Origin of the sequence: Microcoleus sp. w2-18bC1, from assembly GCF_036700365.1 — a bacterium.
Classification (GTDB): Bacteria; Cyanobacteriota; Cyanobacteriia; order Cyanobacteriales; family Microcoleaceae; genus Microcoleus.
The window spans coordinates 17,831-33,575 of record NZ_JAUBOS010000068.1 but is presented as its reverse complement, the minus strand read 5'-3'; the positions used below and the strand labels follow the sequence as shown (position 1 = coordinate 33,575).

Genomic DNA, 15,745 nt, shown 5'->3' with positions numbered 1-15,745 from the left:
TTTTGAGACTTCCCGATTGACCTGATCTCAGTCCGCCAATCAAAGTTAAAAGCGTAGTTTTTCCCGAACCGGAAGGCCCCGTCATCAGCACGATTTCACCTGCATTAATGTCGAGATTAATGTCAAAAAGTACCTGTTTTCGCAGTTGACCTTGACCAAAGTAGTGGTTGAGTTGGTGCGCGGAAATTATAGGTGCAGGAATCTGTAATGCGTTGGTTGTCGGGTAGAGAGTAGTAGAGTTCATAACTTTTTGATTTGAGGTTTGAGGTTTTAAACTTAATCGTTTTTGCCGCCGATAATGCAGAGGGAAAACAAGAGAATGATTACAAAAAATATGGGTGTATTCAGGACTTTATACAAAATTTTGCTTTAATACCCCCTTTATTCTTTATTCTCTTAGAGAGGGACTTAGTTTGTCTAGTAGCGGTTTCAACCGCCGAATCCTATAAACTGATTCATTTTCCCTTAAAACATATCTGCTGGATCGGCGGCTTGCAGCTTGCGAGTAGCAATTGCTCCCGAAATAGTGCACATAATCACGTTCAAAAGTAATACTATAAATGCTCTAAGCAGCGTCATATAAAGCGGTAAATTTGTGGCTTGGCGGGTTAAAGAGTAAAGTCCGAAAGAAACTCCTACTCCTGGCAAAAAACCGAGGACGGAAAGAATTAGAGCTTCTTCAAAAACGATGCCCAGTAAATAAACATTGCGGTAGCCCATCGCTTTAAAAGTAGCGTATTCTCCCATGTGGTCGCTGACATCGGTTGAGAGAACTTGATAAACAATAATCACACCAACTACAAAACCCATCGCGACGCCTAAATTAAACACAAAGCCGATCGCAGTATTCTTAGCCCAATAGTTTTTCTCAAAATCGATAAATTCTTGTTTGGTTAATACCTTGACATCCGGCGGCAAATATGCTTTCAAAACTTGTTGAACTTCCACGGGGTCAGCACCCGGTTGCAGTTGAATTAATCCGGCATTAACACTCGCGGCATTTTGTCTCGCAAACAGGCGCAGGTAATTTTGATCGCTAGTCATCAAAATACCATCGGCGGCAAAAGATGCTCCAACTGTGAATAAACCGCTGACGTTAATCGTGCGTCGCTCGACCTCAGCTTTAACGGCTTTGCCTCGATCGATTTGGGCGATCGTTTTTTGGTAATCTCCCCTAGAAGCTCGATCGAACAACACGGTATCCGGCAATTTAATCGCGTTCAAATTTTGGTTAACTTCGGGAAGCGCAAACGCAGGGCGATTCGGATTGAAACCCACCACCATCAGCGACGTTTCGCGCCGAGTTTCGGGATTTTTCCAGTTAGCAATTTTCACGTAAAGCGGCTCGGCTGATTTCACGCCCGGTACGTTCATTGCTTGATACAATCTGCGCCTGGGGAAGGAAGACAAATTAATCAAATTTCGCGCTTGGGGGTGAATCAAAACTAAGTCTGTTTCCAAGCTTTGATGCAGCCGCGTATTGCTGGTGTAAAGCGCATTTTGAAAGCCTAACTGCATGAACATCAAAACGTCAGCAAAGGCAATTCCTGCTACTGCAACGAGCATTCGCCCTTTGTCGTGGCTCAGTTGCAGCCATCCGAGGGAAGTTCTGCGTCTTAACTGTTGTAATGGTTTTATGAGTCCAATCATACTATTTTAGATTTGGGATTATTGATGGTTTACTCTCTTCGTACAGAAAGAATATGTGATTATTGAACCGCGAAGACGCGAAGGACACGAAGGAAGAGAGAGGAAGAAGTAGAGAGTTTTCTACCGGGAAGAAAGGAACATTTTTTACTTAATCTTTAATTTCCCCGATCGCCACTTTGACTTGCAAATTGGTGAATCCCGCTACTTTCTGACTGGAAGCTTCGTCTAAGCGCACTTTTACTTCGACAATTCGACTATCAATATTCGCAGAAGGATCGGTGTTAACAATGTTTTGCCGCTGCACTTGCAAACCAATATGTTCGACAGTTCCCCGCAATTCACCAGTCAAAGCATCGCTAGTAATTTTGGCGGTTTGTCCAAGGCGTACTTTGTCCACATCGCTTTCGTAGATTTCCGCAACAGCCAGCATCTCGCGAGTTTGTCCGAGTTCGACAATGCCGTCGTTTCCTACCCTTTCCCCCGGATGCGTGTGAATTTTCAGGACTTGGGCGTCTCTGGGAGCACGGATGTAAGCTAGATCCAGATTGGCTTTGGCTTGTTTGGCTGCTGAAGCGGCGGAACTGACTTCGGCGGCGGCTGCTGCTATGTCAACGGGACGCACTTCGGCGATGCGATCGAGATTTGCTTTGGCTTCGTCGATTTGCTGTTGTCGAGATTGCTCAACTTGGCTGAGTTTGGCTTGCGCTTCGTTAATCTGCTGTTGGCGAGATTGTTGAATTTGATTTAGTTTGGCTTGGGCTTCGTTAATTTGTTGTTGGCGGGATTGGCGAATTTGATTCAGTTTTGCCTTTCCTTCGTTGATTTGCTGTTGGGCTGTTTCGGCGGCGAGGCTTTTGCTGTCGCTAGTTGAGGCGGAAATTGCTCCCTGTTCATACAGTTGGGAGTAGCGCTGATCCTCGCTTATGGCGTTGCGGAGTTCGGCTTGTAGACGGGCAATTGTGGCTTGTTGGGTTTGAATTTCACCTTGTTGTTCGGCCCTCAACCGCGCAATTGTGGCTTGTTGCGCTGCAATTTCGGTGCTGCGATCGATTTCTAGACGGGCAACGATCGCCTGTTGCGCTGTGATTTCGTTGCTGCGATCGGCCATTATGCGGGCAATGGTGGCTTTCTGGGCTTGAATTTCGCCGTTTTTGGCTCCTGCTTTCACTTTTGCTAGATTTGCCTCGGCGACGCGCACTTGTTCTTGAGCTTGGTCGAGGGCGGCTTGCTGGCGATCGCGGCTGTCCAAAATTGCGATCACCTGACCTGTTTTCACCCTGTCTCCTTCTTTGACTAAGAGTCGATCGATCCGGTTTCCTTCGGCTGCACCGGAGGCGGAGACTTTAATTACTTCTCCTCTGGGTTCGAGTCGCCCCAAGGCTGTAACTGTTTTTAATTGGGATGCTGTGACGGCTGCTGCTGCGGCTACGGCGTTGGGATCGGGTATGCGCGATCGCCAGATCGTGTAGCCTGTGGTTCCCGCTGCCCCCAAGGTTGCTACTGCTGCCACAACTAGGAGTTGTTTAACTAGGGATGGATTTGAGGATAAGCCGTCTGCTGTTGGTTGGTGTACCATGACATACCTCTTTGTGAGAAAATAAAACTAAACGGTTTAGTTACGATGTCTTTTAATACTAAACCGTTTAGTATAATGATGTCAAGAGCCCAAATAAAAATTACAGAAGCAAGGTATGGCAAGGACAAAACCGATCGAAGCAGACGCAGCAGGAGGTGACAAGAGCGAGCAAATCCTGCAAGGTGCGATGCAAGAATTTTTAGCCCACGGCTACGCGGGGACGAGTATGGACAAGGTAGCGAAGACGGGCGGAGTTTCCAAAGCCACGGTTTACAGCTATTTTGCAGATAAAGAAGGATTATTCGCGGCTTTGGTACAGCGGCTGGCGCGAGAAAAAGTCCATTTTACAGTTCTGGATGAAGAACCGGCCGTAGCGCTGCGATTCGCTGCCACAACTATATTGGATCAGGCGACCCAGGAACCAGAATATCTCAATTTTGTGAGGTTAGTGATTGCGGAATCAGGGCGTTTTCCCCAGCTAGCGCAGACTTTTGTGAAAAACTTAGCTAAACCGGGTATCGAGCGGCTAGCGGATTATTTGGCATCGCATCCAGAGTTACAATTGCCCGATCCCGAGGCAACTGCGCGGATTTTTATCGGAGCTTTGGTATATTTTCAGTTAATGCAGCATATGATGCACGGTAAAGAGATTATCCCAATGGAGCGCGATCGACTGATCGATGGTCTGCTGCACTTGATTTTAGGCCCGCAGTCCAATTCCTAAAGTGCGATCGACAGAATCTAGGAATTTTATTTGAGAATGATTTAAATGCCATAAAGAGCGAGATCCCTTTATGGCTGCGATCGGAGGTTCTATTCAGGTGTTTTCCCTAACCTCTCCCTCAATTCCTCAGCCGATAACTGTGGCAGTTGTTCTACCAACAATGTCAATTCTGCCACAGGCAATGCCAATAAATTAGTAACGACTGTAGGCAGAATATCGCCCAATTCAGGCGATCGTATTTGCAAGACACTTTCAGCTAACAATTTAACCGCTGCTTCCCGCCCTGTTTCATCGACTGTTAACATCGATATTGCCAGCAACAAAACTGTAAATTCCGCCGCCAACTTGGATATTGGAGATAGAAAAACTGTCATTTTTGGACTTGATTCTCCAAATCTAACTCGCAGAAAATTTTCTAATATTAAGCGCTGTTGTTCTTGTCTGCCTCGTTCTAGTCCTTGTTCTAGCCCTCGTTCTAATCCTTCTTCTAGTCCTTGTTCTAGTCCTTCTTCTCTAGCTTGTTGCTGTGCGGCTTGTATTTGTTGTTGAAAAAGTGGTGCAATGGCCATAATTAACTCCCGCTCTTCTGGCTCTAATACTTGTGGCGCATCGGTTACTAAAATAATTGGGTTTAAAGCCCCGTCCTTGTAGGACGGCTTTCTGTGTTATACTTACGCTGACACGACAAGCGTAACTATGTTGGTATTTGAGGCAAAACTTGAGGGGACGAAGCAACAGTACGAGAGGCTAGACGAAGCCATCCGCACCGCTCGCTTCGTTCGCAATAGCTGTCTGAGATACTGGCTCGACAACTTGGGAATCGGCAAGTACGAGTTAAGCGCCTACTGCGCTGTCCTAGCCAAAGAATTTCATTGGGCTGCTAAACTCAACTCTCAAGCGCGTCAGGCTTCTGCCGAAAGAGCTTGGTCTGCAATTGCGCGGTTCTACGACAACTGCAAAAAAAGCACACCAGGGAAAAAGGGCTTCCCGCGTTTTAAAAAACATCAGACGCACGACTCTGTTGAATATAAAACAACAGGCTATAAGTTGTCGGATGATAGACGTACTATCACTTTCACTGATGGGTTTGAAGCCGGAAGTTTTAAGTTGTGGGGAACTCGCGACTTGCACTTCTACCAATTAAAGCAGCTTAAGCGCGTGCGTGTTGTTCGTAGAGCCGACGGTTACTACGTTCAGTTTTTGATCGACCAAGAACGACTAGAAAAGAGAACGCCAACTGGTAAAACACTAGGTTTGGACGTTGGTTTGACTCACTTCTACACAGATTCAGACGGTCAAACAATTGAAAACCCGCGTCATCTGAGAAAGTCCGAGAAAGCTCTCAAACGACTGAATCGGCGTCTTTCGAGAACAAAAAAAGGCTCCCAAAATAAAGCCAAAGCAAGAAACCGATTAAGTAGAAAACACCTCAAAGTAAGTAGACAACGTAAAGATTTTGCCGTGAAATTGGCAAGATGCGTAATCCAGTCTAGCGACTTGGTTGCCTACGAAGATTTGCAGGTGCGAAATATGGTCAAAAATAGAAAGCTAGCTAAATCTATTTCGGATGCTGCATGGTCTGCTTTCCGTCAATGGTTGGAATATTTCGGCAAAGTGTTTGGAGTGGTAACAGTTGCTGTACCACCGCACTACACTTCGCAAAATTGTTCTAACTGTGGGGAAATCGTCAAAAAGTCTTTGAGTCAAAGAACGCACCGCTGCCAACATTGCGGTGTTGTACTCTTACGTGACTGGAATGCCGCAATCAACATACTTGAGTTAGGACTTCGTACCGTGGGGCACACGGAAACGTTAAACGCCTCTGGAGACATCGACCGCTGCATTGGTGAGGCAACTCCTCAATGTAAGTCGAGTCGTGGAAAGAGGAAGCCTAAACAGTGATGTTTAGAATCCCCGACCGTTTACGGCGGGGAGGATGTCAATAAATTTGACTGTAACCGATACAGCAATTCTAGCGCGATAATCCGCAACGGATCGTCTGTTGCTAAAGCGCTTAATTGGGAAATAGCCCTTTGCTGCACTCCCCCTTTGCCCAAAATCCTCAACCACAGCGTGTCTGGAGTTTCTGGCAACTGGTGAATAGCCACAATTGCAGTTCGCAAAGATTCCCCCAAAAAATAAATTCCCTGCATCCAATTCTCTGTGTCTGGTATCGCATTAAAGCTATCTACCAATGCTTTCGATGCTGTGGGCATCAATCGATTTTAGATTTTAGATTTTAGATTGAAGAAAGTGAAGTAAACATCGATTTCTCAGACTTCCGAAGTCACATCGCGGCCGATATTAACCGTTCCGAGTGGCGACAGCAATTCCTCCAGGTATTCTTTGGCAAAGAGATCGTGAATAAATCGCGTCATAGAAATTATTTCAAACGCTAAATAGATTTTTTAGCCGTTTTCTCACCCATTCTACAGGATTTTCATCCTCTTCTGCTGCATCTACCAATTCCATTTCTCGCAATAATTGCTGTCTCTCGCTGAGTTCTTCTTTGTGTTTGACTATTTCTTGAATAATCTGTTCAGATAAATCCGGTCGTTCAGTTAAAACTTTCTGGAAACCTTCTTTATTGATGGCAAACAAAATTGTTTCTTCCAAAGCTCTTACCGAAGCAGTTCTGGGGATGCCCAACATCAAAGAAAGTTCCCCGAAAAACTGACCAGAACCGAGGTTATTCAGATGTTTGTCAATAGCTTCTACAAAAACTTCTACTGAACCTGAAAGAATCATGTAAAAAGCATCTCCGGGGTCGTTTTCGTGAAACAAATATTCTTGCGATCGCAGCCGTTTGCGGTATCCAACTTCAATCAATTGCCGCAATTCCAGATCGGTCAGATTTTCAAAGTATTCCACCTCTCGCAGCAAACAGCTAAGCGACGATGGCTTTTTCAGTTTCTCTGCAAAAATTGGCGGTTTTTGCTCATTTTCCGAGTAACTGTTCGGGAGGTCAATTGCAGTTTCTTTTTTGTTGAACATTGACAACAGAACTTCGGGGTTTTGCAAATAAATTTCTCTGTCATTGAACGGAAATTCTATCTTTTGGTGGCGGAAATTGTATTCAATTGCAAAATTTAAAGAACTTTTAATTATTTCTCTTTCAGTCGGCTTGTCCGTCCAAACTAAAAGTTCAAATTTAAAACTATCATCACCAAACTCGACAAACAATACTTTCGGATTGGGCTCGTACAAAACTCCTGCTTCTTTGTAAGCAATATTTAACAGAGTTTCTGTCACTAACAGCGGGTTACTATTCTCCGCTACTTCTACGGGAACTCGCAGACAGAGTAGGGAGTTTTCGTAACTCCAGTTAACAATTTTGTTGCTAATCATTTTGCTGTTGGGAACAATGACGCTAGAGTCCTCAGTGGTTTGGATGATGGTCGATCGAATCGAGATTTTTTTGACAATTCCCATTAATCCTTCTAATTCCACAAAGTCTCCAACTTTCACAGGTCTGTCTAAAAGCAGCGTTAAGCCACTGACAAAATTAGTTGTTAAATCTTGGATTCCGAAGCCAATTCCGACTCCCAATCCCCCCGCAACTACTGCAAAAGAAGCGAGGTTGAAACCGATGCTTTGGATGGCGACTATCACCCCCAAAGCTACTATCAAATACCCAATAATTACTGCGATCGCTTCCCGGTTTCCCTCGTCAATTCCCAGTCTGACTAGCAAGCGTTCCTTAAGAAAGTTTGTAAAAGAGCGTGCTATGACAAGGATAGCCATAAACAATACAATCAGTTCCACCAGTGACTGCAACGATACTGGATTTTCACCTATTTTAAATAGGGTAGCTGTAAATATTTGCGATATCTGTGTCAATACTTCTTCGGGAATTGTATTCAATTTAAATTCAGGAAACAAGGTTTTTTGTGTGGTCATTTTTTAAGGAAAGTAGTAAAAAATAAAGTTCTCAGTACCCAATGTAAAAATAAAATACTGAGATCGTTATCATAAATGTTAACCTGTTTTTAGAGTAAAAAAAGTGAAGTCGTTAGATAGAGATGTGGTTCCTCATAATACGCAGTTATCCCTCTTGCCAATTTTTCGGATACCTGGTCTTCGCAGGCCTGCGGTTAGTTTGCCACTTTTTCGCGAGCCGAGAGCCGACTCATCTATTGTTAAAGCGATCGCTCTACTAACTTTAGTCAACATTAACTCGATTTGAGTTTATCATACTCTCCACTATTTTTTTTTGAAGTCCCGTTATCAACTTAAGCAGGGATTATTCAATGACTATTTAAGTGGACAAGTCAAATATCCAAGTATTACAATGATTTTGACTGGTGGGAGAGATATTGCTATTACTCTGCCAGTTGCTTCCCTCTTGTGTATATCTAAATGAAAATTTAACGCATCTAGCTAAAATTGATAACGTTCCAAGAATACTTGGCATTCTACTGACATGGGGGAAAAACTATAATTTAATCGCATTTGTCAATCCGTAATTTTACTTAAAATACTGCTTGTTGAGGAGTGGAAAATTGGCGATTTGGGGGTTGGTGGGCATAAATATGGCGATCGCCATGATTGCTCGATCGCCCAAATCTAAGTTTTCCCCCAAATCTGAGTAAATGCTGAGCATAATTCCTGATTGACAAACGCTGCCCTAGCTTATGTTGTCACCAATGTACTACCCATAAAATTGATTAGGAATAGAATTGATGAGCAATAGAACTGCTTGGCGATACATCCGAAGAATTAACGGAAATATTGTCGCAAGGGATACATATATCGCCGATTGAAAGCCTAATGGTCGCCCTACTGAACGTTTTATTCAGTACCCAAATAGGAAAAAAGGAAAACCTTACGAACCCATAATTGGAAAGAAGTTCTAGAATTATAGCTGAAATGCACGAGCCAACATGAGCACATTCCCACCACATAAAAACCAACCGCCCCAGCAAGAGAACACAACAGCACAGGTATTGCGACAGGCTCACTTCGACGCTTTTTTTGCAGGTGCCAATGCCGGAATGCTGATTTTTGACCGCCAACTCCGGTATGTCCAAATTAACGAAGTTTTGGCCCAGATGAATGGCGTTTGTGTGGCAGACCATATTGGTAGGTCAGTGCGTGAAGTGCTGCCAGAATTGGCTGCGACTGTGGAACCAATGCTGCAAGGCATTCTGGATACGGACAAGGCAATTCTCGACTATGAATTAGTGGGTGAAACGCCGAAAGAACCGGGCATCCTGCGCTACTGGCAAGCATCTTACTATCCTTTGTTGGACGAAAATGGCATCGTTTTTGGTCTTGGTGGGATTGTAATTGAAATTACCGATCGCAAGCGGGCAGAACAAAAGCAGGCACGACTGACGGCAATTTTGGAAGCAACTTCCGACTTAGTAGGAGTTGTGGATGCGGCTGGGCATAGCGTCTATCTCAACAAAGCCGGACAGGAAATGCTGGGGATGTCTCTAGAGGAAGCACGATCGCCGTTTACTATAGATTCTGTATTAGCTCCCTCGGCTAAAGCAAAGTTCCACAACGAAATAATTCCCACCGCCTTGCGAGAGGGTAGGTGGGCTGGTGAAATCCTATTTTTGTCACGGGATGGGGAAGAAATTCCAGTCTCCCAGGTTTTGATCGTCCACAAAACCGAAGCGGGTGAAGTCGAGTTTATTTCCACTATTGCGCGGGATATTAGCGAACAACAAGCTGCGCTGCGCGATCGCAAAAAAGCAGAGGAAGAGCGGCAATTGCTTGTTACAACGATCGAGAATAGCCGTGACTTTATTGGCGTTGCCTCGATGGATGGTCGCCCTATACTCGTGAATCAGGCTGGTCGGGATTTGGTGGGACTCAGTAGTTTGAACGAAGCCAAAACCAAACACATTACCGACTTCTTCATGGCAGAAGATTTGGACTTTGTACAGCAGTCTATTATGCCTGCAATAATGCAAGAGGGAAGTTGGCGGAGTGATTTCCGCTTCAGACATTTCGTGACAGGTCAACCCATCGCCGTAGATTACACCCTATTTCTGGTAAACCATCCAGAGACTAATGAACCCGTAGGGATTGCCACTATTACGCGGGATATTCGCGATCGCAAAAACGCAGAAGATGTCCTAAAACAAAGTGAAGAACGATTTCGTTCTTTGATCGAAGCTACCGCTCAAAGTATTTGGATCGGTAATGCTGAGGGCGAATTGGCCAGCGAGCAACCTACTTTAGGTGCATTTACAGGACTGACATTTGATGAGTACAAGGGATGGGGCTGGCTAGACACGATCCACCCAGACGATCGCGCTCATGTTGCTAGTATATGGTCGGCTGCCGTGGCCAATCGCTCGCTCTATGAAGATGAATTACGTATGCGCCGCTATGACGGCGAATATCGGTACATGAGTTGTCGTGGTATACCACTACTGAATGCGGATGGTTCAATTCGGGAATGGATTGGGGCTAATACAGATATTACCGATCGCAAACAAGCTGAAGAAGCTCTGCGCGAACAGCAAGCTGCGCTGCGCGATCGCAACGTCTTGCTGAGCTCTATCTTGGAAAGTACGCCAGACATAATAGTTGTTAAAGACCGGGAAGGCCGATACGTTGCCCTTAATTCCAATGGGGCAAAATCCTTTTACGGTAAACCCATTGAGGAGATCCTGGGTAAAGACGATTCGGAACTCCTTCCCCCGGAGGCCGCCGTTGCAATAATGGCAAAAGACCGCGAGATCATGGAAGCAGGCACTACTGAAACCTACGAAGAAGATGTTTCTAATGGTAAGATCACCACTTCTTTTTTAACGACAAAAGCCCCTTGGCGGGACGCTCAGGGCAATATTCTCGGCATGATCGCCATAGCACGAAACATTAGCGATCGCAAACAAGCTGAAGAAGCTCTGCGCGATCGTAATGCACTGCTAAACTCTATTTTGGAAAGTACACCCGACTTCATTGTCGTTAAAGATCGAGAAGGGCGTTATGTTGCCATTAACTCCAATTTGGCAAACTTCTTGGGCAAGCCAAGTGAGGAAATCATCGGCAAAGATGATTGGGAATTACTGCCTAACGCTGCCCGTGAAATGATGGCAAAAGATCGTCAAATCATGGCAACAGGAATCACTGAGAGTTACGAGGAAGATATCTCTCTTGATGAAACCCCTAGGACCTTTTTAACTACAAAAGCTCCTTGGCGGGATGCTAATGGCAATATCCTCGGCCTGATCGCCACAACACGAGATATTACCGATCGCAAACAAGCGGAAGAAGCGTTGCGACATAAAGAAACTCAGTATCGCAGTATTTTTGAGTCGGTGAACGATGGCATTATCATCACAGAACTAGAAACCGGAAAAGTAGTCGCCATCAATCCGGCGCAAGCCAGAATCCACGGCTACACTTATGAGGAGTTCACTCAACTACCACCTGGAGGCTTCATACACCCAGATAGTTACCACCTATTTGTGGACTTCTTAGAAACTGTGAAGGCAGGTAAGCAGTTCTTCTGTCATGCCATTGATATCCACAAGGATAACAAGTGTATTGATGTGGAAGTTACAGCAACCCCCTATTGGCAGGATGACAAGCTGTATGCGTTATCTGTGGTGCGAGATATTACCGATCGCAAACAAGCGGAAGATGCGATCAAACAAAGCGAAGAACGCTATCGTTCGCTAATCGCTGCTACGTCCCAAATGGTCTGGATAACGGATGCAGAAGGAAGATGCCCAGATCTACCAACTTTCAGAGCTTACACTGGACAAACCGTAGACGAAGTGGTTGGTTTTGGCTGGTTAGATGCAATTCACCCAGACGATCGCGAACCAACAGTTCAGGTCTGGATGGAAGCAGTGCAAACGAAAAGTAGGTATGACATAGAATATCGCATCCGGGGTGCAGATGGAAACTATCGTTATTTTCAAGCTAGAGCGGTGCCAATTCTGAATGAAGATGGCAGCATCCGGGAGTGGATTGGCACTTCCAGCGATATCCACGATCGCAAACAAGCGGAAGATGCGATCAAACAAAGCGAAGAACGCTATCGTTCGCTAATTCTTGCTACGTCCCAAATTGTCTGGACAGGCGATTCTGAGGGGCGATGCCCGGATATGCCGACTCTGAGAGCTTACACCGGACAAACCGTAGAGGAGGTGGTTGGTTTTGGCTGGTTAAATGCAATTCACCCGGACGATCGCGAATCAACCGCTCAGGCGTGGATGGAAGCAGTGCAAACGAAAAGCCTGTATGACATAGAATATCGAATCCGGGGAGCGGATGGAAACTATCGTTATTTCCAAGGTAGGGGCGTACCTATTCTGAATGAAGATGGCAGCATCCGGGAGTGGGTTGGCACTTGCACCGATATCCACGATCGCAAACAAGCAGAATTCCTAATGGCAAAAGCTAAGGAAGCAGCCGAAGCAGCAAGTCGCGCTAAAAGTGAATTCCTTGCCAATATGAGCCACGAGTTGCGGACTCCCCTTAATGGCATCATGGGATACGCCCAAATTCTTCAGCGTTCCAAATCCTTGAATCAAGAAGAGCGATCGCGCATTGATGTTATTTATCAGTGCGGTTCCCATTTACTGACCTTAATCAATGATATTCTCGACTTGTCGAAGATTGAAGCACAGAAAGTGGAACTCATGCCTACGGATTTTCATTTCCCGGCGTTCCTGCAAGGTGTCGCAGAAATGTGTCGTATCCGAGCTGAACTAAAGGGAATTCAGTTTCATTTTCCATCAAGCCCCGAACTCCCGATCGGTATTCATGCGGATGAAAAACGCTTGCGACAAGTGTTAATTAATCTTTTAAGTAACGCTATTAAATTTACGGATGAGGGTGCTGTTACTTTTATAGTCAGCTTTGCCACAGAAGAAAAAATTCGCTTTGAAATACGCGATACAGGTACCGGCATTGCCCAAGATCAACTCCAAGCTATCTTTCAGCCCTTCGAGCAGGTAGGAGATCGCAGGCGGCAGACGGAAGGTACGGGATTAGGACTGGCAATTAGCCAAAGGATTGTAGAACTAATGGGCAGTACCATTCAGGTTCAAAGTGAGATGAATGTTGGCAGTATTTTCTGGTTTGATGTCAATCTATCTCAAGCCGATGAATGGGTGAAAACTTCTCAAATTGACCATCGCGGCCAGATTATCGGCATCAAAGACCGCCAGCCTAAGATTGTGGTTATTGATGACAAATGGGCTAACCGTTCCGTAGTTAGCAATTTGCTCAGTCCGCTAGGCTTTGAGGTGTCTGAAGCAAACGATGGGGAGGAAGGCTGGGAAAAAATTCTGGAGGTACAGCCAGATTTAATCGTTACCGACTTACTAATGCCCGAACTAGATGGCTTCGAGCTAATTAAGCGGGTTAGAGAATCGGACAACTTCAAAGACATCATCATTATTGTCTCTTCTGCCAGCGTATTTGAAGCCGATCAATACAGAAGTTTAGAAGCAGGAGGCAACTCTTTTATTCCCAAACCTGTTCAAGCCACGGAACTCCTGCAAAAATTACAACAGTATCTTGATTTAGAATGGGTTTATGAAGCTAATGAAGATCCCCTGGCGATCGGTTCAGACACCGATGAGCTAATTGCCCCGCCAGCTAAAGAAATGGAAATTCTATACGAACTGGCTATGAAAGGAAATTTCCTAGAAATAGTTAAGCAGGCGGTATTACTTGAAGAAATAGATCCCCAATATATTCCCTTTGCTAAAAGATTGCATCAGATGGCAAAGGACTTTCAAGACGAAGAGATTTTAACGTTTATTGAGTCCTACAAGTAAGGTTTATGAATTCAGAAACTCAAGCAAATGGTACGATTCTTATAGTTGATGACAATTCAGCTAACTTGGGTGTCTTATCTGATGCCTTAAGCCAAGAAGGATTTGAAATTCGGGTTGCCAAATCTGGCAAAATGGCACTAGAGCGAGTCAAATATGCTCTCCCAGATCTAATCTTGTTAGATGTCATGATGCCAGAAATTGATGGATTTGAAACCTGTCGTCGATTACAGGCTAATCCAGAAACTAAACAGATTCCCATTATATTTATGACTGCGCTCTCGGATACGGCTAATAAAGTTGAGGGGTTTAAGCTTGGGGCTGTAGATTATATTACCAAACCTTTCCAACAGGAGGAAGTATTAGCTCGCGTCAAGCTGCATTTAAAGCTTCATGTTCTTGCTGATAAATTAGAAGAAAAAAACATCTTATTGGAGGAAAAAGTTAGAGAAGTCAGCCAAGCCTACGATGATTTACAACAAATGCAGCTTAAGTTAATCCAAAGCGAAAAAATGTCCGGCTTAGGGCAAATGGCGGCTGGGATTGCTCATGAAATAAATAACCCTATAAATTTCATCTCTGGCAATCTGGGTTATGCCCAAGAGTACGCTCATAACTTACTAAATATTATACACCTCTATCAAGAAGATTATGTAAGCCCCACCCCTCGAATTCAAGCAGCTATGGATGAAATAGAACTAGAATTTGTGGAGGAAGATTTTATAAAAGTTCTTAACTCAATCAACTTAGGAACGCAGCGCATTCAAGAGATTGTCAAGTCTATGCGAATCTTTTCTCGCCTCGATGAGGCAGACGTGAAAGCAGTAAATATTCATGAAGGAATTGATAGTACACTCACCATCCTGCATCATCGTTTAAAATCAAAACCAGAGCATCCTGAGATTGAAATAATAAAAAATTACGGTCATATTCCACCAGTAGAATGCCATGCTGGGCAATTAAATCAAGTGTTCATGAATATTATTTCCAATGCCATTGATGCTTTAGATGAATCTAATCAGCAGCGTTCGTTTGCAGAAATCAAACAACACCCGAACCGCATTCAAATTTCTACAAAAGTAATTCACGAGAATTGGGTTGCTATTCATATTAGTGACAATGGTCGGGGAGTTTGCGAAAGTTTACTACCGAAACTATTTGACCCTTTTTTTACCACCAAACCTATCGGTAAGGGAACTGGGTTGGGGTTATCTATCAGTTACCAAATTATCGTTGAAAAGCATGGGGGCAGATTATACTGCCAGCCTACAGAAGGAAAGGGAATAGAATTCGTCATTGAAATTCCAATTCGGCCACAAGCCATTCAAGCTGCTTAGTTTCCCGATGCAATGTCTCTTATGAACTTTGGTTAATTTCTCGCTGATAGCGGGGACGGCAAGGTGTTCCCGTGCAAACAAAGCTAGCTGGCATATTTTTAAAGACGCTGCTGCGAGCTCCGATTAAAGCGTTAGCACCGATTTCTACACCAGGGCCAATGAAGCAGTCGGCGGCAATCCAAACGCCGTTATTGATGATCACAGGTGCTGTGATTAAGCCAAAGGCTGGGTCTTGAGTGTTATGAGTGCCGGTGCAGAGGTAGCTTTTTTGAGAAATGACGCAGTGTTTGCCGATCGCAATTCGATCAAGACTGTACAATACAACATCATCTCCGATCCAACTGTAATCTCCGATGGCAATTTTCCAAGGATAGGTAAAACGAGCCGTAGGGCGGATAATCACACCACAACCTATTTTAGCTCCAAATAACCGCAGCAAGCCGCTTCTGATGCGATTAAAAGGGTGTGGAGTGAGGGGAAATGCGATCGCCTGCACGAACCACCAAACCAAAATTACCCAAGTAGGCTTTCCTCGATCGAACTTTGATTGATCGTACTTCCGCAAATCAACCAAAGATTCGCCTGTCAAAGTATTTGGCTGATTGTCGCTAATTGGACGATCGTTTATTTGAGAATTTGGGGAATTTGCGATCGGATTTTCCGGATCTTGGTTCGGATTTGGTATATAATCGGTCATTGATAG

At 44.6% G+C, this 15,745-nt stretch carries 12 protein-coding genes; 4 read left to right on the top strand and 8 right to left on the bottom strand.

Annotated elements, in window-relative coordinates:
• From QT979_RS24300 to QT979_RS24290, 3 genes are all read right to left on the bottom strand, one after another.
• Positions 1-244 (bottom strand): ATP-binding cassette domain-containing protein (locus tag QT979_RS24300; protein WP_333311928.1); only part of this gene is annotated, 244 nt, incomplete at its 3' end.
• A 221-nt stretch (positions 245-465) separates the two neighbouring features.
• Positions 466-1,650: an ABC transporter permease DevC gene (gene devC / locus QT979_RS24295; RefSeq protein WP_333311927.1), complete on the bottom strand. Its 1,185-nt coding sequence runs from the start codon at positions 1,648-1,650 to the stop codon at positions 466-468.
• Positions 1,651-1,798: 148 nt separating this feature from the next.
• A complete protein-coding gene (locus QT979_RS24290) occupies positions 1,799-3,226 on the bottom strand; it encodes an HlyD family efflux transporter periplasmic adaptor subunit (protein ID WP_333311926.1) in 1,428 nt (475 codons plus the stop codon).
• A gap of 115 nt (positions 3,227-3,341) precedes the next feature.
• On the opposite strand from QT979_RS24290, the gene QT979_RS24285 reads away from it, so the two are divergent.
• On the top strand, positions 3,342-3,950 hold the full coding sequence (locus tag QT979_RS24285; protein WP_333311925.1) for a TetR/AcrR family transcriptional regulator: 609 nt from the start codon (positions 3,342-3,344) through the stop codon (positions 3,948-3,950).
• An 89-nt stretch (positions 3,951-4,039) separates the two neighbouring features.
• On the opposite strand, the gene QT979_RS24280 is transcribed toward QT979_RS24285, so the two are convergent.
• Positions 4,040-4,519: a hypothetical protein gene (locus QT979_RS24280; protein ID WP_333311924.1), complete on the bottom strand. Its 480-nt coding sequence runs from the start codon at positions 4,517-4,519 to the stop codon at positions 4,040-4,042.
• Positions 4,520-4,646: 127 nt separating this feature from the next.
• Here QT979_RS24280 and QT979_RS24275 point away from each other — a divergent pair, with 127 nt between their 5' ends.
• The gene (locus QT979_RS24275; protein ID WP_333211951.1) at positions 4,647-5,852 is read left to right on the top strand and encodes a transposase; all 1,206 of its coding nucleotides are present in this window, start codon (positions 4,647-4,649) and stop codon (positions 5,850-5,852) included.
• Positions 5,853-5,872: 20 nt separating this feature from the next.
• On the opposite strand, the gene QT979_RS24270 is transcribed toward QT979_RS24275, so the two are convergent.
• From QT979_RS24270 to QT979_RS24260, 3 genes are all read right to left on the bottom strand, one after another.
• Complete coding sequence (locus tag QT979_RS24270; RefSeq protein WP_333311923.1) at positions 5,873-6,166, bottom strand: hypothetical protein; 294 nt, start codon at positions 6,164-6,166, stop codon at positions 5,873-5,875.
• Between the two features lie 172 nt (positions 6,167-6,338).
• Positions 6,339-7,850 (bottom strand): mechanosensitive ion channel domain-containing protein, encoded by a 1,512-nt coding sequence (locus QT979_RS24265; protein WP_333211948.1) that lies wholly within the window; start codon positions 7,848-7,850, stop codon positions 6,339-6,341.
• A 568-nt stretch (positions 7,851-8,418) separates the two neighbouring features.
• On the bottom strand, positions 8,419-8,553 hold the full coding sequence (locus QT979_RS24260) for a hypothetical protein (RefSeq protein ID WP_333211946.1): 135 nt from the start codon (positions 8,551-8,553) through the stop codon (positions 8,419-8,421).
• Positions 8,554-8,833: 280 nt separating this feature from the next.
• Here QT979_RS24260 and QT979_RS24255 point away from each other — a divergent pair, with 280 nt between their 5' ends.
• Entirely contained in the window at positions 8,834-13,708 is a 4,875-nt protein-coding gene (locus QT979_RS24255; RefSeq protein WP_333311922.1) for a PAS domain S-box protein, read from the top strand.
• A 5-nt stretch (positions 13,709-13,713) separates the two neighbouring features.
• The gene (locus QT979_RS24250) at positions 13,714-15,042 is read left to right on the top strand and encodes a response regulator (protein ID WP_333311921.1); all 1,329 of its coding nucleotides are present in this window, start codon (positions 13,714-13,716) and stop codon (positions 15,040-15,042) included.
• A gap of 19 nt (positions 15,043-15,061) precedes the next feature.
• Here QT979_RS24250 and hpsU read toward each other — a convergent pair whose 3' ends face one another.
• Entirely contained in the window at positions 15,062-15,739 is a 678-nt protein-coding gene (gene hpsU, locus QT979_RS24245; protein ID WP_333211941.1) for a hormogonium polysaccharide biosynthesis acetyltransferase HpsU, read from the bottom strand.
• Positions 15,740-15,745: the final 6 nt, after the last annotated feature.